This is a genomic window from Fulvimonas soli (assembly GCF_003148905.1).
Taxonomy (GTDB): Bacteria; Pseudomonadota; Gammaproteobacteria; order Xanthomonadales; family Rhodanobacteraceae; genus Fulvimonas; species Fulvimonas soli.
The window spans coordinates 124,398-142,679 of record NZ_QGHC01000003.1 but is presented as its reverse complement, the minus strand read 5'-3'; the positions used below and the strand labels follow the sequence as shown (position 1 = coordinate 142,679).

Genomic DNA, 18,282 nt, shown 5'->3' with positions numbered 1-18,282 from the left:
GCGCCCGCCGGCGGTTTCAGTGCGCCGCCTGCTCCGGCCGGCGCGGCGGCGCGTTCTTCACGTAGCGGTCGAACCAGGCCAGCATCTCGGCCACCACCTGCTCGTTCGACTCCAGCGCGGTGTACCAGTGCGGCTCGTGCGGCAGCATCACCAGCCGGGTGGTGCCGCCGTTGCCGCGGATGGCCTGGAACAGCTTGCGCGACTGGATCGGCTCGGTGCCGGGGTTGGCGTCGTCCTCGCCGTGCACCAGCAGCAGCGGCAGCTTGATCCGGTCGGCGTAGAAGAACGGCGAGGCCTTCAGGTACACCTCGCGCGCCTGCCACACCGAGCGGCGCTCGTTCTGGAAGCCGAACGGGGTGAGCGTCTTGTTGTACGAGCCGCTGGTGGCCACGCCGGCGCGGAACAGGTCGGTGTGCGCGATCAGGTTGGCGGTCATCAGCGCGCCGTGGCTGTGGCCGGTGACGCCGATGCGGTCGCGGTCGACCACGCCCAGCGCCACCGCCTTGTCCACCGCGGCCCTGGCGTCGGCCTCCAGCTGCTCCAGGTAGGTGTCGTAGGCGGTCTTGGGGTCGCCCACGATCGGGAACGAGGCGTTGTCGATGATCGCGTAGCCGGCCAGCAGCAGCAGCCGGTAGTAGGGCAGGCGGGTGAAGGTCTGCTGCGAGCCGGACACCTGGCCGGCCTGCGCGCTGCTGGCGTAGTCCTCGGGGTAGGCGTACAGGATCGCCGGCAGGCGCGTGCCCTCCTTGTAGCCCGGCGGGGTGTACAGGGTGAAGGACAGCTCCACGCCGTCGGCGCGCTTGTAGGTGACCAGCCGCTTCCTGATCTGCCGCACTTCCGGCGTGGGATCGGCGACGCGGGTGAGCTGGCTCGCGGTCGAGGCGTACTGCGCCTCGCCCTGGGCGGCCGCCGCGTCGCGCCCGCCGAGCGCGCGCACGAAGGCGTTGGGCGGGTCGATCACCGACTGGTGCCAGGTGAGGAAGCGGCCGGGCTCGGCGGTGAAGCCGAGGAACTGGTCGTAGGCGTCGGCGCTGCTGCGGAACAGGCGCTCGGTCCTGAGGCTCTTGAGGTCGAGCTTGTCGAGGAACGGGCGGTCGCCCCGCGGCGAGGCGCCCTGGCCGCGCAGGTACACGGCGTCGCCGTCCTGGCGCACCACCGTCGCGCCGTTGGGCAGGCGGCGGTAGACGAACAGGCCCGGGTCGCCGTACAGCTCGTCGCTGGACAGGTCCCACAGCACCCTGGCCGGCCGCTGCGGATGGTCCACGTCGACGATGCCGGTGTGGCGCCAGTGGCGGTTCTCGTCGTCCTCGTTGAGGAAGGCCACGTCCGGCTGCACGGTCCAGTCGAAGCCGACGAAGCGCTGCTTCGTGCGCGCGATCTCCGCCGGCTTGCCGGCGAACGGCGCCTTGAGCATCAGCACGCGGTCGCGCGCCGGCACCTCGACGTTCCAGTCGCCGCGGTCCAGCGCCTCGGCCCATACCAGCGTGGCCGGGTCGGTGGCGCGCCAGTCGAACTCGCGCGGGCCTTCCGGCACGCCGTGCACCGGCACGCGGTCGGCCAGCGGCAGCGAGGCGATCGGCGTGGCGGCGTTGCTCGCCACGTCCAGCACGGCCACGTCGTGGGCGAAGCGCTGGTAGGTCACCGCGTGCGAGAACGGCGGCCTGATCGCCGCGGTGAGCACGTGCACGCCGTCCGGTGCGGCGTCGATCTCGTCGTACAGCGCGGGCGCGCCGACCGCGCGCACCGCGCCGGAGCCGGCGTCGACCACCGCCAGCTGCGAGGCGCCGTAGTAGGCGAAGCGCGCCTCGTCGAGCGCGCTGGACAGCGTGTCGCGCGCCTCGTAGGTACTGCTCTCGCCCTTGCCGCCGAGCGATTCCTGCGCGTCCGGGCCGGCCGGTACGCCGTCGTCGGACGGCGGCGGCCCCTGGCGCGCGGGCACCAGCTTGACCAGCAGCGCGCCGCTGCCGCCCAGCCACTGCACGGTGCTGCCGAAGATCGGGTTCAGGCGCACGCCCGGCACCTTGTGCGCCTGGCCGGTGGCGGCGTCGCCGATCCACAGCTCCACCGACTCGTCGGCGACGTTCTGGAACGCGAAGCGCCGGCCGTCGGGCGACCACAGCGCCATGCCGGGGCAGGCGCCGGCCGGCAGCGGCACCCTGGTCTCCTTGCCGCTGGCGACGTCCACCAGGGTGAAGTCGCTCGCGCAGGCGGGGATGCCGTAGCCGCCCGGGGTGTCGTGGCGGCTGCGGTTGCGCGGCTCCAGCCGCACGCCGGCCAGCTTCAGGTAGGGCTGCGCCACGCGCGCGATCGACGGGTAGGTCTGGCTGGTGACGAGCAGCAGGCGCCGGCCGGTCGGGTCCACGCTGGGAACCGGCGGCGGCGGCGCCTTCAGCACCTTCAGCAGGTTCTCCGGTGGCACGGCGTAGCCGGCGAACGCGGGCGCGCTCCCCAGCAGGAAGGTGGCCGCGACGAGCGCCGCGGGCCAGGCGGTCCGACGAAGGTGCATCGTGTTTCCCCTTGCGTGGTGGCGACAGGCATGCGGCGGCCCCGCCGGGCATGCGCCGGCCGACTCTAGCATCCGCGGTCCGCGGCGGACCGGGCCACTCGTCAGGGGTGGGCGGCGCGCGTCCATGCAACGCGGCGGCCGGCTGGGCCACAATGCGCCATGCCGCCCTTCATCCGCATCCGCCAGGCCGCGCCGAACCCGTGACCGCCGCTTCCCGCCTTCCGCCGCTTCCCCGGCTGCCCGTGGCGGTGCCGCGCTCGGGCGTGTCCACCGAGGCGCGCCACGCGCTGCGCCAGCTGCTGGGCGACGTGGACCGCGACCTGGCCACCGCCTTCCGCGACGGCGCCGACGCCACCGCGCTGGCGCGTCGCCGCGCCGAGGCGGTGCAGCGCATCGTGGTGCATGCCTGGACCGCCTGCCTGGGCGAGGTGGAGGGCGCGGCGCTGTTCGCGGTAGGCGGTTTCGGCCGCGGCCTGCTGTTCCCGTACTCGGACGTGGACCTGCTGGTGCTGGCCGAGCGCGCCGACGCGGCGCGCCTGCGCGCGCTGGAGCAGTACTTCACCACGCTGTGGGACGTGGGCCTCAAGGTCGGCCACGCGGTGCGCGAGCCGGCGCAGTGCCGCGCGCTGGCGGCGGCCGAGGCCAGCGTGTTCACCAGCCTGCTCGACGCGCGCCGGCTGGCCGGCGATCCGGCGCTGGACGCGCGCCTGCGCGCCACCGTCGAGGACCCGGCGCTGTGGCCGCCGGCCGCCTACCTGGCCGCGCGGCTGGCCGAGCGCGACGCGCGCCACGCGCGCTTCAACGACAGCGCCTACAACCTGGAGCCCAACCTCAAGGACGGCCCCGGCGGCCTGCGCACGCTCGACTCGCTGCGCTGGCTGGGCCGGCGCCTGGCGCACGCCCCCGACTTCGACGCGATGGTCGCCGAGGGCCTGCTCGACCCGGCCGAGCGCGACACGCTGGCGCGCGCCGAGGCCACGCTGCACCGCTACCGCTTCGCGCTGCACCTGGAGGCGCGGCGGCCGGAGGAGCGGCTGCTGTTCGACTACCAGCGCGGGCTGGCCGCGCGGCTGGGCTTCGAGGACGAGCACGAGAAGAACCTCGGCGTCGAGCAGTTCATGCAGGGCTACTACCGCGCCGCCAGCCAGGTCGAGCGGCTGGGCGTGCAGATGGTGGAGCGCTTCGAGGAGATGCTCGAACCGCCCGCCGCGGCGCAGCCGGTGGGCGCGGACTTCCTGCGCTTCGGCGCGCGCCTGGCCGCGCGCGACCCGGACCTGTTCGTGCGCCGCCCGGCCGCGCTGGTGGAGGCGTTCATCGCGCGGCTGGACGAGCCCGGCATCGTCGGCTTCACCGCCGACACCATGCGCCGCATCCACCAGGCCACCGCGCTGCACGACGGCGCGCTGGCCGGGGACCCCGCGGTGCTGGCGGCCTTCCTGCGCCTGCTGCGGCGCGGCGCGCCGGCGGTGGACGCGCTGTGGCGGATGAACCGGCACGGCCTGCTGGCGGCGGTGATTCCCGCCTTCGGCCGCGTGTTCGGGCGCATGCAGTACGACCTGTTCCACGTCTACACGGTGGACGAGCACACCATGCGCGTGCTGCGCAACGTGGCGCGCTTCGCCGACGCCGAGGCGCGCGAGGCGTTCCCGCTGGCCTGCGACATCTGGCCCACGCTGCCCACGCCGGAGGTGCTGCTGCTGGCCGCGCTGTTCCACGACATCGCCAAGGGCCGCGGCGGCGACCACTCGGTGCTGGGCGAAGAGGAGGCGCGCGCGTTCTGCATGCGGCTGGGCCTGCCGGAGAACGACGCCGAGCGCGTGGCCTGGCTGGTGCGCTGGCACCTCTTGATGAGCACCACCGCGCAGCGCCAGGACATCACCGACCCGGAGGTGGTCGAGCGCTTCGCCGGGGCGGTGCAGAACCGCGAGCGGCTGGGCCAGCTCTACCTGCTCACCATCGCCGACATCATCGGCACCAGCCCGAAGCTGTGGAACGGCTGGAAGGACCGCCTGCTGGCCGACCTCTACAGCGCCACCCGCTATGCGCTGCGCAGCGACGTGGAGCCGGCGCGCGACGCCGCGGCGCGCGTGCGGGAATGCCAGCGGCTCGCCCTGCCGATGCTCGCGGCCGAGGGCTTCGCGGAAGCCGCCGCCCGGCGGCTGTGGGCGGACTTCCCCGACGCCAGCTTCCTGCGCCACCGCCCCGAGCAGATCGCCTGGCAGACCGCGGCGATCCTGCGCGCGGGCGGCGCCACGCCGCTGGTGGCGGTGCACCCGTTCTCGGTGCGCGGCGCCACCGAGCTGTTCGTCTACACGCCCGACCGCGACGGCCTGTTCGCCAACATCACCGCGATGCTCGACCGGCTGCGCTTCTCGGTGCTGGAGGCGCGCGTGCTCGGCGCCGCCAACGGCATGGCGCTGGATACCTTCCTGCTGCTGGAGGCCGACGGCCAGCAGCCGGCCACGCCGGCGCGCGCGGAGGAACTGCAGCAGCGCCTGGCGCGCGCGCTGGCGCAGCCGGGGCCGGTGCACCCGACCCGGCGCAGCCTGTCGCGCCAGCTGCGGCACTTCCAGATGACGCCACAGATCGGCTTCCACCCCGCCGGCTCCCGCACCCAGCTCGCGCTGGTGTGCGCCGACCACCCGGGCCTGCTCGCCGCGGTGGCGCAGGCGCTGGTGGACGCCGGGGTGCGCGTGCACGACGCGCGCATCGCCACCTTCGGCGAACGGGTGGAGGACTTCTTCCTGCTCAGCGACCGCCACGACGCGCCGCTGGACGCCGCGCGGCAGGAGCGGCTGCGCCGGGCGCTGCTGCTGCGCATCGGGCAGGGCAGGGGGTGAGCGGTTGGTAGGGCGGGGTCAAAGCCGGCCAGCGCGCCTTGGCGGTGCCTGGCGGCTTGAATGCCGATATGCGCCGATGGTGCGGGCCAGGCAGATTGATCGGTGAGCCTGCTTCCCCTCGCCGTCGTTCCGGCGCAGGCCGGAATCCAGTGAAGTGCGTCGTGCGAAGCACGCAGAACCGATTTTCGAGCGCTTCGCACGGTTCATCCCACTGGATGACTCGCTGCGTTCGCCCCTGCGGGCGTTCTTCGCGCTGCGCGCTCGTCCGGCCCGCGCCGGAATGACGGGCAAAGCGCCCCGCTACCCCGCCGCATCCGCTCCCCACAGCGCCTCCATGCCCACCTCCAGCCGCAGCGCGTCCAGGTCCACCACCTCGCTCACCGCGTGCGCCTCCACGTCGTTGCGGCGGCGGATCGGCGCGCCGGTACGCAGGCCGTCGTGGGTGGTGATCGAGGCGACCTTCGGCGCGTGGCTGGTGGCGCCGCGCTCGAGCACCACCGCGATGGAGCCGTTGCGCAGGCGCACGGCGGTGCCCGGCGGGTAGATGCCCACGGTCTTGATGAACAGCGCGGCCAGCTCCCGGTCCAGCATCGCGCCCTCGTTGAGGAACAGCCAGCGCAGCGCGACGTTGGGCTGCAGCGGCGGACGGTAGCCGCGCGCCGAGACGCGCGCGCAGTACACGTCGCCCAGCGCCAGCAGCCGCGCCGGCACGCCGATCGCCGCGCCGTGCCGGCCGGCGGGATAGCCGCTGCCGTCGGGGCGCTCGTGGTGGTCGCGCACCGCCTCCAGCCAGACCGGGTCGTCCACGCCGCGCTCGCGCAGCATCACCACGCCGGTCTCGCAGTGGGCGCGCACGGCCGCGTGCTGGGCGTTGTCCAGCGGTCCCTCGACGGCGAGCAGCGCCTGCTGCAGGTCGAGCATGCCGATGTTCATGGTCAGGGCCGCGGCGACGGTGGCCGCCTGCTGGTCCGCCGGCAGCGGCAGCGCCTGGCCGACCAGCTCGCAGGCGATCGCCACGTTCACCGCGTGGCGGATCGCGTAGGGGCCGTCCCGGCGCAGCAGGATCGAAGCCAGCGCCACATCGGCGTTGCGGCGGCAGGCCAGGCGCAGCAGGGCGCCGATGCGCAGGATCTCGGCCGCGAAGCCGGGCGCGGCGGCGTCGGCCAGCCGCCGCTGCAGGCGCTGCCTTGCGGAGAGGACCAGCGCCAGCGGGCGCAGCTCGGCCGGTTCCTCCGGCGGCGGCTCGGCGCGGTGGTCGGCGAACAGCGCGTGGCGCGCCAGCCGCTCGATCTGCGCCTCGCTGGTCAGCACGTGGCCCTCGCGCAGCAGCAGCTTGCCCTTGGCGTCGTAGGCGTCGCAGGGCAGCGGTTGCCCCACGACCAGTTCGGATGGATGGATCTGCCGCCTCGTCACTCCGCCTCCCCGGCCGCACGGCGGCGCGCCTTGCGCGCGCCGCTTCCCGGGCCGGCCGCCGGCCGGGCGCGCCGCGGCCGCCGCGTCTCCCGCGCGGCGTGCCCATCCTGCGCGGGGACGGACCCGATACGGAGGAAACGGCCGGCCCGACGGAAACTTGAGCGCCGGCCGTGCCCGGGGCTGGGGCATGGCGCACCGCAGCGTGTACTCTTGGCAGCCGTTTCCCCGCGGCGGCCCGTCGCCGCCGCCCCGATTTTCCGAGCGAGCCATGCAGACCCTCCAGAGCCTGATCGACGATGCCTTCGAGCGGCGCAACGCACTGACCCAGAGCGAGATCGAGACCCACCTGCGCCCCGCGGTGGAACAGGTGCTCGACCTGCTGGAGAGCGGCGAGCGCCGCGTCGCCGAGCCGGACGGGCAGGGCGGCTGGACGGTGAACCAGTGGATCAAGAAGGCGGTGCTGCTGTACTTCCGCATCAGTGGCAACCGCGTGGTGGACGGTGGCCCGGCGCTGGCCTACGACAAGGTGCCGCTGCGCTTCGCCCACGGCGACGACCTGGCGCTGGAGCAGCTCGGCGCGCGCGTGGTGCCCGGCGCGCTGGTGCGCCGCGGCGCGCACGTCGCGAAGGACGCCGTGCTGATGCCGAGCTACGTCAACATCGGCGCCCACGTGGGGCCGGGCACCATGGTGGACACCTGGGCCACGGTCGGCTCCTGCGCGCAGATCGGCGCGAACGTGCACCTGTCCGGCGGCGTGGGCATCGGCGGCGTGCTGGAGCCCCTGCAGGCCAACCCCACCATCGTCGAGGACGGCTGCTTCATCGGCGCGCGCTCGGAAGTGGTCGAGGGCGTGGTGGTGGAGAAGGGCAGCGTGATCGGCATGGGCGTGTTCCTCGGCCAGTCCACGCGCATCTACGACCGCGCCACCGGCGAGGTGAGCTACGGCCGCGTGCCGGCCGGCAGCGTGGTGGTGGCCGGCAGCCTGCCGGCGAAGGACGGCTCGCACAGCCTGTACGCCGCCGTCATCGTGAAGCGGGTGGACGAGAAGACCCGCGCCAAGACCGGCATCAACGAGTTGCTGAGGAGTGCGGAGTGATGGGATAGGGGCGAGGGACGAGTGGCGAGGGCGCGGACACCTGCGTGCGCCGTCGGCCTCACCTCGCCTCACCTCACCTCACCTCATTCAACTCACTACTCACTAACTCACTTCCCGCTCCTCGTCTCCCGCTTCCCGCAACGCCCGGGCCAACCCCATGATCACCACCGCCACCCCCGTGACCCTCTACGGCCTGCCCACCTGCGACACCTGCCGCAAGGCGCGCCACTGGCTCGACCGCTTCGAGGTGCCGTACACCTTCGTCGACTACCGCGCCGATCCGGTGCCGGCCGCCACGCTCAAGGCCTGGGCGCGGCAGCTCGGCGGCTGGGAGAAGCTGGTCAACAAGTCCTCCACCACCTGGCGCAACCTGCTGCCGCAGCGCAAGAACCCCGGCTCCGACCCGGAGTGGACGCTGCTGCTGAAGGAATACCCCGCGCTGATCCGCCGCCCGGTGGTGCTCAAGGAGGACGGCAGCGTCAGCGTGGGCTTCAGCGACAACGGCTTCAAGAAGCTGTTCGGGCGCTGAGGGCCGCGGCGGTGGCGGTGCGCCTGTCGAAGATCCTGCTGGTCGCGGCGATCGCGCTGTGGCTGGCGCTGGCGGCCTTCGGCAACCTCACCGACTACGGCAGCAACTGGCCGTTCGTGCGGCACGTGCTGGCGATGGACACGATCTTCCCCGACGCCGGCATCCGCTACCGCGCGATCCACTCGCCGCTGCTGCAGCGCGCCGCCTACGCGCTGATCGTCGCCGCCGAGACGCTGGCCGCGGCGCTGTGCGCGCTGGGCGCCTGGCGGCTGTGGCGCGCGCGCCGGCTGCCCGCCGCCGCCTTCCACCGTGCCAAGGGCCTCGCGGTGCTCGGCCTCACCACGGGCGTGCTGCTGTGGCTGGGCGGCTTCATGGCGATCGGCGGCGAATGGTTCGGCATGTGGATGTCCACGCCATGGAACGGGCTGGAGAGCGCGTCCCGCTTCGTGGTGGTGCTGCTGGCCGCGCTGCTCTACCTGGGGCAGCGCGAGGAGGACGCGGAACCATGAACAGCCACCGCACCCGGCGCTTCCGCGAGAACCTGCGCATCGAGCGCGACAACGCCGCGCTCTACGCGCGGCTGGCGGAGCTGGCGGAGAACCCGCGGCAGGCCACGGCCTACCGGCGCATCGCCGACATCGAGCAGGCCAACGCGCGCTTCTGGGAGGAGCGCCTGCGCGAGGCGGGCGAGCCGGTGCCGCCGCCGCGCGCGCGCCTGCGCGTGCGCGCGCTGGGCTGGCTCGCGGCGCGCTTCGGCACCGGCTTCGTGATGCCCACGGTGGTGCGGCTGGAGCACGCCGACCACCTCGCCACCCCGGTGGACCGCGAGGGGCAGCGCAACCACTTCGCCGGCGAGGCGGTACCGCTGCCGGTGCCGCGTGGCCGCCACGCCGCGCAGAGCGGCAACACCCTGCGCGCCGCGGTGCTCGGCGCCAACGACGGCCTGGTCTCCAACGCCAGCCTGGTGATGGGCATGGCCGGCGCCGCCACCGGCGACCACGCGGTGCTGCTGGCCGGCCTGGCCGGGCTGGTCGCCGGCGCCTGCTCGATGGCGCTGGGCGAGTGGCTGTCGGTGAACAGCTCGCGCGAGTTCTACCAGGCGCAGATCACCGAGCGCGCCGAGCGCCTCGCGGTGGCGCCGGAGGACGGCCAGCAGTACCTGGCACGCAGCTACCGCGAGAAGGGGCTGGAGCCGGCCGCCGCCGACGCGCTGGCGCGGCACCTGCTGGAGACGCCGCGCGCCGCGCTGGACACCATGGTGCGCGAGGACCTGGGCGTGGACCCGGAGGACCTCGGCGGCTCGGCGTGGAAGGCCTCGGCCTCCTCGTTCTGCCTGTTCGCCTTCGGCGCGCTGTTCCCGGTGGCGCCGTACTTCCTGCTCGGCGGCCGGACGGCGCTGCTCGCCAGCGCGGCCTCCACCGCGTTGGGCCTGGTGCTGATCGCGCTGGGCACCTCGCTGTTCACCGGCCGCGGCCTGGCGTTCTCCATCGCGCGCCAGCTCGGCATCACCCTGGCCGCCAGCCTCATCACCTACCTGGTCGGCCACCTGCTCGGCGTGGCCATCGCCGGCTGACCGGCTCTCAGAGCCTGTTCACGATCTCCAAGTATCCCCCTGGAAGCGTCATCCCGGCGAAAGCTTAAGATCCAGCGGCGTTGGCTTTTCGAGGGAAAGCCACTGGGTGACTCGCTGCGCTCGCCCCTGTGGGGCCAGCCTTCGGCTGTTCAACGCTCGCTTTGCTCGCTTTTGTCCTGCTTCCGCAGGAATGACGGAGAGGGAATAGCCGGACCAACGGTGGATCGTGAACAGGCTCTCAGAGCGGCCGCTCCCAGACCTGGCCCACCAGGTCCGCGCCGAAGCTGTGGTGGGGGTACTCGCGCACCAGCCCGAAGCCGGCGGCCTGGTAGATGCGGCGGGCGGCGACCAGCACGTCGTTGGTCCACAGCCGGATCCTCGGGTAGCCCGCCGCGCGCGCGAAGGCGATGCACTGCTCGACCAGCCGCCGGCCGATGCCGTGCCCGCGCGCGGCGGGGTCGACCAGCAGGCAGCGCAGCTGCGCCACCGCCGGGTCGTCCTCGCCGCGCGCCACGAACACGCAGCCGGCGCGCTCGCCGTCGAGCTCGGCGATCCAGCAGCGCTCGGCGGCGGGATCGTGCGCGCTGGCGAAGCGCGCGAACAGGGTGGCGACCAGCGCCTCGAACTCGGCGTTCCAGCCGTATTCCTCGGCATACAGCTCGCCGTGGCGCTGGATCGCCCAGCCCAGGTCGCCGGGGCGGTGGGTGCGGATCACGACGCGGCCCGCCGGGGCCTCGTCCGGGGCGAGCAGGCGCTGGACGCTGCGCAGGCTGCCGAGCAGGCGGCGGCGCGCGGCGGGCGCCAGCCCGGCCAGCAGCGCGGTGGCCTGCGCCCGGGAGCGCCGGTCGAGTCGCGCGAAGGCGCGCCGGCCGGCGGCGGTGAGGCTCAGCATCGTGCGGCGGCGGTCGTCCGGCGCGGGCTTGCGCGCCAGCAGGCCCTGCGCCGCGAAGCCGCGCAGGATGCGGCTCAGGTAGCCGGCGTCCAGCCCCAGCGCCTGGCCGATCTCGCTGGCCGCGGCCTGGCCGCGCTGGGCCAGCTCGTACAGCACGCGCGCCTGGGTCAGGGTGTAGGGGCTGTCCAGCAGCCCCTCGTCGAGCACGCCGATGCGCCGCGTGTAGAAGCGGTTGAAGCGGCGCAGCGCCTCGGCGTGGCTCGCCGGCACGGCCTGGCTCATCGGGGCATCCTCCTGGCGGGCGGGCGTTCCACGCTAGGCCGATTGCTTGACTCGGTCAAGTAATCGGCCGCGCCCTTGGCACGCCGGCGCGGACGCGGGGTATGCTCGCCGGATGAACGCCGAAACCGCATCGAACCCGTCGCCGGCCGCCGCCATGTCGCCGGTGCTGCAACTGGCCGTCGAGCTGATCCGCCGCCGCTCGGTGACGCCCGAGGACGCCGGCTGCCAGGCACTGCTCGCCGCGCTGCTGGAGCGGGCCGGCTTCCGCATCGAGCGGCTGCGCTACGGCGAGGTGGACAACCTCTGGGCCACGCACGGCGCGGGCGGCCCGACGCTGGCCTTCCTCGGCCACACCGACGTGGTGCCGAGCGGGCCGGAAGCGGCCTGGCGGAGCCCGCCGTTCGAGCCCGCGATCCGCGACGGCCGTCTTTACGGCCGCGGCGCCGCCGACATGAAGGGCTCGGTGGCGGCGATGGTCGTCGCGCTGGAAACCTTCGTGGCGGCGCATCCCGGCCATCCCGGCCGCGTCGGCCTGCTGCTGACCAGCGACGAGGAAGGCCCGGCCAACCTCGACGGCGTGCGCCGCGTGGCCGAGCACTTCCGCGCCACCGGCGAGCGCATCGACTGGTGCGTGGTGGGCGAGCCGTCGTCGAGGGAGAAGCTGGGCGACCTGATCCGCGTGGGCCGGCGCGGCTCGCTGTCGGGCACGCTGGTCGTGCACGGCGTGCAGGGCCACGTGGCCTATCCGGAGAAGGCGAGGAACCCCATCCACGCCTTCGCGCCCGCGCTGGCGGAGCTGGCCGCCGAGCGCTGGGACCGGGGCAACGCCGACTTCCCGCCGACCTCGTTCCAGGTCTCCAACCTCAACGCCGGCACCGGCGCGACCAACGTGATCCCCGGCGAGCTGACCGCGCTGATCAACTTCCGCTACTGCACCGCCAGCACCGCCGACGGGCTGCGCGCGCGCACCGAGGCGATCCTGGCCAGGCACGGCCTCGAGTACGCACTGGAGTGGAACCTCTCCGGCGAGCCCTTCCTCACCCCGCCCGGCGGCCGCCTGCGCGAGACGGTGGTCGCGGCGTGCCGCGAACTGTGCGGCGCCGAGCCGGAGCAGAGCACCGGCGGCGGCACCTCGGACGGCCGCTTCATCGCCCCGCTCGGCGCCGAGGTGGTGGAGCTGGGGCCGGTCAACGCCACCATCCACAAGGTGGACGAGTGCGTGGCGGTGGACGATCTGGAGCGGCTGCCGGGGCTGTACCGGGCGGTGTGCGAGCGCCTGCTGGGTTCTTAGGCTAGACCGCCGCTTCCCCGGCGGCGCAGCGGCGGGGCAGCACGGCCTCGAAGCGCGCCCCCGTGGCGGTGTTGCCGGCGGTGACCTCGCCGCCGTGCGCGCGGATGAACTGGTCGACGATGTAGAGGCCCAGCCCCAGGCCGCTGCCCGGCTTCTCGGCGCCCTTGAAGGGCTCGAAGATGCGCGGCAGCAGCTTGTCGGGGATCCGCCCGCGGTTGCTCACCGTCATCCGCAGCCAGTCGGGCTGGCAGCCGTCCAGCTCCACGGTGACGGGCCCCGGCTCGCCGTGGATCACGGCGTTGCCGATCAGGTTCGACAGCACCTGCGCCAGGCGGTCCGGGTCGAAGACGCCGCGCAGGACGCCCTTGCCGATGCAGTCGATCTGCCGGTCCGGATGGCCCTGGCGCACCTCGGAGACGACCAGCGCGGCGATGCTGGCCAGGTCGCCCTCGCGCAGGTCCATGCGCAGCACGTCGGAGCGGATCTTCGAGAAGTCCAGCAGCTGCTGCACCATCCGCGACATCCGGTGCGCGCTGGCATCCAGCAGCAGGGTGGTGGACAGCAGGCCGGGATCGTCCATTTCCGTGCGCAGCTTGTCCGTGCACAGGGTGATCACCGTCAGCGGCGTGCGCAGGTCGTGGGTGAGCACGGCGATCATGGTTTCGTTGAGCTTGAGCGCCTGCTCCAGCTTCTCGTTGCGCGCGCGCAGCAGCTGGCGCTGCTGGCGCAGCTCGATGAAGACGTTGACCTTGCTCTGGATCACCCGCGGGTCGATCGGCTTGTGCAGGAAGTCGACCGCGCCGCTGTCGTAGCCCTTGAAGGAACGTAGCGGATCGCTGGGCGAGGCGGTCAGGAAGATGATCGGCACGTGCCGCGTGCGCTGCGAGCCGCGCATCAGCTCGGCCAGCATGAAGCCGTCCATCTCGGGCATCTGCACGTCGAGCAGCGCCAGCGCCACGTCGTGTTCGAGCAGCAGTTCGAGCGCCTGGGCGCCGGAGCCGGCCTTGAGCACGTCGACCCCGTCCCGGCGCAGCAGGGCCTCCATCGCCACCAGGTTCTGTGGCACGTCGTCCACGATCAGCAGGTGGACTCGTTCCCGTCCTTGCTCCCCTTTCGCCTCCCCCTCCTGGGTACTCGCATCGACAGAAAGGGTCTCCGTCAATAAGCCGCCAGTCGCTCGCATATCTTGTTCAGGGTCAGTACTTCGTCGGCGCCCGCCAGCGCGAGCGCGGAAGATGGCATGAGTTCGGAGGCCGCATCGGACGGATCCTGGACCCAGGCCACGCCACCCGCCCGCCGCACGGCGGCGATCCCCTCGCTGCCGTCCGCGCTCGCCCCGGTGAGCAGGATGGCCAGCAGGCGGTGCGTGAAGGCGGCCGCTGCCGAATCGAACAGGAAGTCGACCGCCGGACGCGAATACAGTACCGGCTCGTCCACGGACAATGCCAGATGGCCGCGGTCCTCGACAAGCAGGTGGTAGTCGGGCGGCGCGAAGACCACCGTGCCGGGCTCCAGCGGCTGCTTGTCGTACGCCTCGCACACCGGCCGCGCGCAGTGCGGGGCGAACAGTTCGGGCAGCCGGCTCGGCCGTCCGCTCGGCAGGTGCAGCACCACGAGTACCGGCGGCGCGAAATCGGCGGAGAGGCTGGAAAGCACCGCCTGCAGGGCGTGCACCCCGCCGGCCGAGGCGCCCATCACCACGGCGTCGATCTCGCGCCGCAGGTCCACCCGGCGCCTCACGCGGCCACCTTGCGGTACAGCCGCTGCTCCGGGACGCAGGGCTCGAACTCCGTCGCGTGCGGGCCCAGCTGCAGGGATTCCTTGCTGCCGAGCCCCAGGAAGCCGCGGTGCACCAGCGCGTCGCGGAACAGCCCCACCGCGCGGTCCTGCAACTCGCGGTTGAAGTAGATGAGCACGTTGCGGCACGAGACCAGGTGGACCTCGGAGAACACCTGGTCGGTGGCCAGGCTGTGGTCGGCGAACACGATCTGCCGCTTGAGCCGGCGGTCGAACACCACGCCGCCGTAGCCGGAGGTGTAGTAGTCCGACAGCGAGGCGCGGCCGCCCGCCGCGAGGTAGTTGCGGCTGAACTGCGCCACGCGGTCCAGCGCGAAGGCGCCGGCCTCCGCGATGCGCAGCGACTCGGGGTTGATGTCGGTGGCGTAGATCAGCGACCGTTCGAGCAGGCCCTCCTCGGCGAGCAGGATGGCCAGGGACCACACCTCCTCGCCCGTGCTGCAGCCGGCGATCCAGAGCTTGATCGACGGGTAGGTGCGCAGCACCGGCACCGCGTGCTCGCGCAGCGCCTGGAAATAGAGCGGGTCGCGGAACATGTCCGAGACCTGCACGGTGAAATACTGCAGCGCCTGCGCGAACAGCCCCGGCTCGTGCAGCAGGCGGTGCTGCAGGTCGCTCAGGCGCTCGCAGCCGAAGCGCGCCATCGCGTGGCGCATGCGCCGGCGCATCGAGCTCAGCGCGTAGTCGCGGAAGTCGTGGTGGTAGCGCAGGTAGACCGCCTCGAGCAGCAGCCTGATCTCCAGGTCGAACAGCTCGTTCGGCGCGTCGTCCGTCACTTCGGGCACCACACGCGGCACAGCGAGACGAGCTTGTCCACGTCGATGGGCTTGGCGATGTAGTCGTTGGCGCCGGCGCGGATGCAGTGCTCGCGGTCGTCGGCCATCGCCTTGGCGGTGAGCGCGATGATGGGCAGGTCGGCCCATTTCGGCTTCGTGCGGATGTGCCGCATGGCAGCCAGGCCGTCCATCTCGGGCATCATGATGTCCATCAGCACCAGGTCCACCTCGCGCCGCTCCAGCCGCTCGATCGCCTCGCGGCCGTTGCGGGCGATCTCCAGGCGCACGCCGAGGGGTTCGAGCACGCTGGACAGCGCGAAGATGTTGCGCACGTCGTCTTCGGCCAGCAGGAAGGTGCGCCCGTCGAGCATCGCGTCGCGCTGGCGCGCCTGGGCCAGCAGGCGCTGCTGGTCGGTGGGCAGCGAGGACTCCACGCTGTGCAGGAACAGCGTGACCTCGTCCAGCAGGCGCTCCGGCGAGCGCGCGCCCTTGATGATGATCGACTTGGAATAGCGCCGCAGGCGCTGCTCCTCGTCGCGCGAGAGCGAGCGGCCGGTGTAGACGATCACCGGCGGGAACGACAGCGTGTCGCTGCCGGCCATCCGTTCGAGCAGCTCGAAGCCGCTGCCGTCCGGCAGGCCGAGGTCGGTGACCATGCAGTCGAAGGTCGAGCCGGACAGGTGCTCCAGCGCCTCGTCGACGCTGCCGGCGGTGATGATCTCCAGCTCGTCGCGGGCGAGCAGCACGGTGAGGCTCTCGCGTAGCTGGCGATCGTCCTCGACGATCAGGAGCCGGCGCATGACGCGGCGGTGGCGCTCCTCGAGCTGCCGGATCGCGTCCACCAGCATCTCGCGGGTGGCCGGCTTGAGCGCGTAGCCCACCGCGCCCAGCTCCAGCGCCACCTGCGTGCGCTCCACCGCGGAAACCACGTGTACCGGGATGTGGCGGGTGAGCGGATCGCGCTTGAGGCGCTCCAGCACGCTCAGGCCGGAGACGTCGGGCAGCGCGATGTCGAGCAGGATGCCGCTGGGCAGGAATTCCCTGGCCAGCCGCAGGGCGTCCTCCGCGGTGCCCGCCACCAGGCAGTCGAAATCCAGCTCGTGGGCGAGCTGCGTCAGCGCGGCGGCGAAGCGGGTGTCGTCCTCCACCGCCAGGATCAGCCGGCCGGGGCGGGTGAGCGTCTCGCGGTCGTCGGGCACGGGTGGCGTGGACGGCGCCTTCGCGGCGGCGGCCGGGACGGGGGGCGACGGGCACCGCCGCGGGCGCCGGTTCGAGCGTGGCGGGCAGGGTCACCGGAGCGGGCACCGCGGCGGCTTCCGGCGCGCCGTCGAGCGGCAGTTCCAGCGTGAAGCAGCTGCCGCGCCCGGGCTCGCTCTCGACCGTGATGTCGCCGCCCATCCGCCGTGCCAGGTCGCGCGAGATGGAGAGGCCCAGGCCGGTGCCGCCGAACTTGCGGCTGGTGCTGCCGTCGGCCTGCCGGAACGCTTCGAAGATGACGGCCAGCTGGTCCGGCGCAATGCCGATGCCGGTATCGCGCACGGCGAAGCGGACGCGGCCGGGCGCGTCCGCTTCCACGCGAAGCGAGACCCGGCCGGCCTCGGTGAACTTGAGCGCGTTGGCGATCAGGTTCTTCAGGATCTGCAGCAGCCGCTGCGCGTCACCGACCATCTCCGCGGGCGCGCCCGGCGCGATCTCGGCAGCGAAGGCCAGGCCCTTCTGGCGCGCCAGCGGGTCGAAGGTCTCGCGCAGGCGCTGCAGCACCGCGGGCAGCGCCACCGCGTCGTCGGCCAGCTCGATGTGCCCGGCCTCGATCTTGGACAGGTCGAGGATGTCGTTGATCAGCGAAAGCAGGTCGCTGTTGGAATCGTGGATCGCCCGGGCGTACTTCACCTGCTCCTCGGACAGGTTGCCGTCCTTGTTGTCGGCCAGCAGCCGGGACAGGATCAGCGAGCTGTTCAGCGGCGTGCGCAGCTCGTGCGACATGTTCGCCAGGAATTCGGACTTGTAGCGGCTGGCGGCCTCCAGCGCGCGGGCGTTGCGCACCAGTTCCGACTGCGCCTTGAGCAGCGCCTGCTTCTGGCCTTCCAGCTCCCGGGTGCGTTCCTCCAGCCGCACGTTGGTCTGCTCCAGCTCGGCCTGCTGGGTTTCGAGGCTGGCCTGGGAGTGCTGGAGCGCGCGGCTCTGCTCCTCCAGCTCCTCGTTGGCGACGCGCAGCTCCTCCTGCTGCGCCTGCAGTTCCTCGCGCTGCCGGCGGGTTTCCTCCAGCAATTCCGTCTGGTGCTTGCGCAGCAGCGCGGTACGCAGGGCGATGCCGACGATCTCGCTGGATTGCTCGAGCAGGGTCAGGTCCTGCCCGTCGCGGTCGGCGCGCTGCAGGCGGCCCAGCTCCAGCGCGCCCAGCGGCACGCCGTCGGCGACGACCGGCGCCAGCAGCAGTTCGGCCGGAGCGCTGCGACCGAGCGCGGAGGTTACCGGCAGGTGGTCGGACGGCAGGGCGGCCACGCGGCGCACCTTGCCGAGCTGCAGCGTCTCGCCGAGCTGGCCGGCGTCGTGCCGCAGCTCGCGCGGCTGGCTGTCGTCGAGGGCCACGCCGCCGGCCAGCAGCAGGCGGCCGCCTTCGAGCCGGTACAGCGCGCCGACTTCGGCGTCGAGCTGCTGGCACAGGCAGCGCACGGCGTTGGTGGCCAGCGATTCGGGCGTCTGCTCGCCGGCCAGCGCGCTGGCCAGCGCGTTCTCGCCCTGCTGCAGCCACAGCAGGCGCTCGGCGTTGCGGCGCGCCCGGATGGCCATGTTCACGACGAAGGCGACGACCCAGATGGCGACGGCGCCGACGCCGCGGTTGAACATGATGACGACGGGTTCGCCGCTGGGCGGCGAAAGCTGCGTGCCCAGGGCGAGCAGCGCCGTGGCGAAGGCGGCCGTGGAGAGGGGCACCGAGGGCTGCGACTGGAACAGGGTCAGCGCGACGCCGAGGAAATACAGGCACCAGACCGTGTAGCCGGGCGGGATGAGCGCGCCGATGCCGAGGGTGGCGATGAGCAGGAGGGCGACGAGGATGTAGACGATGCGTTCGCGCAGTGCTGTCTGGGGCATCATGGAGTTCGCGCAGAAGGGTTGATCCGTGCCGGCCGAAGTGCCCGTGGCCGGCCGATGCCCGTGGCCGGCCGATGCCCGCGGGCGCGGGCCGGCGATCCGGATCAGGCTACCGTGGGGCCTGTCCGAAGCCAAGGGTCGTCCCGGCCGGGCCGGCGGAAGCGGCCGGGTGCCGAGTCCTCCGTTCCCCTGCG

12 protein-coding genes and 1 pseudogene are annotated in these 18,282 nt (G+C 73.0%); 6 read left to right on the top strand and 7 right to left on the bottom strand.

All coding sequences use genetic code 11. From position 1 onward, the window contains the following. Window positions 1-16 precede the first annotated feature (16 nt). Window positions 17-2,506, bottom strand: a complete 2,490-nt coding sequence (locus C7456_RS04605) for a S9 family peptidase (protein WP_109722592.1) — start codon at window positions 2,504-2,506, stop codon at window positions 17-19. A 248-nt stretch (window positions 2,507-2,754) separates the two neighbouring features. Between C7456_RS04605 and glnD the strand changes: the two genes are divergently transcribed. Beyond that, window positions 2,755-5,346: a [protein-PII] uridylyltransferase gene (gene glnD, locus C7456_RS04600; RefSeq protein WP_245889781.1), complete on the top strand. Its 2,592-nt coding sequence runs from the start codon at window positions 2,755-2,757 to the stop codon at window positions 5,344-5,346. A gap of 300 nt (window positions 5,347-5,646) precedes the next feature. Here glnD and C7456_RS04595 read toward each other — a convergent pair whose 3' ends face one another. Beyond that, complete coding sequence (locus C7456_RS04595; protein WP_245889768.1) at window positions 5,647-6,723, bottom strand: HD-GYP domain-containing protein; 1,077 nt, start codon at window positions 6,721-6,723, stop codon at window positions 5,647-5,649. Window positions 6,724-7,027: 304 nt separating this feature from the next. Here C7456_RS04595 and dapD point away from each other — a divergent pair, with 304 nt between their 5' ends. The 4 genes from dapD (at window position 7,028) to C7456_RS04575 (ending at window position 9,957) form a co-directional block, all read left to right on the top strand. Further along, entirely contained in the window at window positions 7,028-7,855 is an 828-nt protein-coding gene (gene dapD / locus C7456_RS04590; RefSeq protein WP_109722589.1) for a 2,3,4,5-tetrahydropyridine-2,6-dicarboxylate N-succinyltransferase, read from the top strand. A gap of 157 nt (window positions 7,856-8,012) precedes the next feature. Then, window positions 8,013-8,384, top strand: coding sequence for a Spx/MgsR family RNA polymerase-binding regulatory protein (locus tag C7456_RS04585; protein ID WP_109722588.1), 372 nt, complete (start codon window positions 8,013-8,015; stop codon window positions 8,382-8,384). 17 nt (window positions 8,385-8,401) lie between these two features. Then, window positions 8,402-8,893, top strand: a complete 492-nt coding sequence (locus C7456_RS04580; RefSeq protein WP_245889767.1) for a DUF2165 family protein — start codon at window positions 8,402-8,404, stop codon at window positions 8,891-8,893. Next, complete coding sequence (locus C7456_RS04575) at window positions 8,890-9,957, top strand: VIT1/CCC1 transporter family protein (RefSeq protein WP_109722586.1); 1,068 nt, start codon at window positions 8,890-8,892, stop codon at window positions 9,955-9,957. The genes C7456_RS04580 and C7456_RS04575 overlap by 4 nt, the downstream gene beginning before the upstream one ends. Before the next feature lie 238 nt (window positions 9,958-10,195). On the opposite strand, the gene C7456_RS04570 is transcribed toward C7456_RS04575, so the two are convergent. Next, a complete protein-coding gene (locus C7456_RS04570; protein ID WP_109722585.1) occupies window positions 10,196-11,131 on the bottom strand; it encodes a bifunctional helix-turn-helix transcriptional regulator/GNAT family N-acetyltransferase in 936 nt (311 codons plus the stop codon). Window positions 11,132-11,285: 154 nt separating this feature from the next. Between C7456_RS04570 and dapE the strand changes: the two genes are divergently transcribed. After that, on the top strand, window positions 11,286-12,422 hold the full coding sequence (gene dapE / locus C7456_RS04565; RefSeq protein WP_109722785.1) for a succinyl-diaminopimelate desuccinylase: 1,137 nt from the start codon (window positions 11,286-11,288) through the stop codon (window positions 12,420-12,422). A 1-nt stretch (window position 12,423) separates the two neighbouring features. On the opposite strand, the gene C7456_RS04560 is transcribed toward dapE, so the two are convergent. The 4 genes and pseudogenes from C7456_RS04560 to C7456_RS17465 form a co-directional block, all read right to left on the bottom strand. Beyond that, complete coding sequence (locus C7456_RS04560; protein WP_109722584.1) at window positions 12,424-13,605, bottom strand: hybrid sensor histidine kinase/response regulator; 1,182 nt, start codon at window positions 13,603-13,605, stop codon at window positions 12,424-12,426. Continuing rightward, a complete protein-coding gene (locus C7456_RS04555; protein ID WP_109722784.1) occupies window positions 13,581-14,117 on the bottom strand; it encodes a chemotaxis protein CheB in 537 nt (178 codons plus the stop codon). Before C7456_RS04555 ends, C7456_RS04560 begins: the two co-directional genes overlap by 25 nt. Before the next feature lie 41 nt (window positions 14,118-14,158). Beyond that, window positions 14,159-15,016 carry a CheR family methyltransferase gene (locus tag C7456_RS04550; protein ID WP_425454617.1) on the bottom strand — a complete coding sequence of 286 codons (858 nt, stop codon included), beginning with the start codon at window positions 15,014-15,016 and terminating at the stop codon, window positions 14,159-14,161. Beyond that, window positions 14,992-18,091 (bottom strand): annotated as a pseudogene (locus C7456_RS17465) (response regulator). The gene C7456_RS04550 and the pseudogene C7456_RS17465 overlap by 25 nt, the downstream one beginning before the upstream one ends. Window positions 18,092-18,282: the final 191 nt, after the last annotated feature.

Excerpts from the sequence above, each read along its gene's own strand:
- dapD (WP_109722589.1), top strand. The coding sequence starts at position 7,028 with ATGCAGACCCTCCAGAGCCTGATCGACGATGCCTTCGAGCGGCGCAAC.
- C7456_RS04560 (WP_109722584.1), bottom strand. The coding sequence starts at position 13,605 with ATGCGAGCGACTGGCGGCTTATTGACGGAGACCCTTTCTGTCGATGCG.
- C7456_RS04605 (WP_109722592.1), bottom strand. The coding sequence starts at position 2,506 with ATGCACCTTCGTCGGACCGCCTGGCCCGCGGCGCTCGTCGCGGCCACC.
- C7456_RS04570 (WP_109722585.1), bottom strand. The coding sequence starts at position 11,131 with ATGAGCCAGGCCGTGCCGGCGAGCCACGCCGAGGCGCTGCGCCGCTTC.
- C7456_RS04575 (WP_109722586.1), top strand. The coding sequence starts at position 8,890 with ATGAACAGCCACCGCACCCGGCGCTTCCGCGAGAACCTGCGCATCGAG.
- C7456_RS04555 (WP_109722784.1), bottom strand. The coding sequence starts at position 14,117 with ATGGGCGCCTCGGCCGGCGGGGTGCACGCCCTGCAGGCGGTGCTTTCC.
- C7456_RS04585 (WP_109722588.1), top strand. The coding sequence starts at position 8,013 with ATGATCACCACCGCCACCCCCGTGACCCTCTACGGCCTGCCCACCTGC.
- dapE (WP_109722785.1), top strand. The coding sequence starts at position 11,286 with ATGTCGCCGGTGCTGCAACTGGCCGTCGAGCTGATCCGCCGCCGCTCG.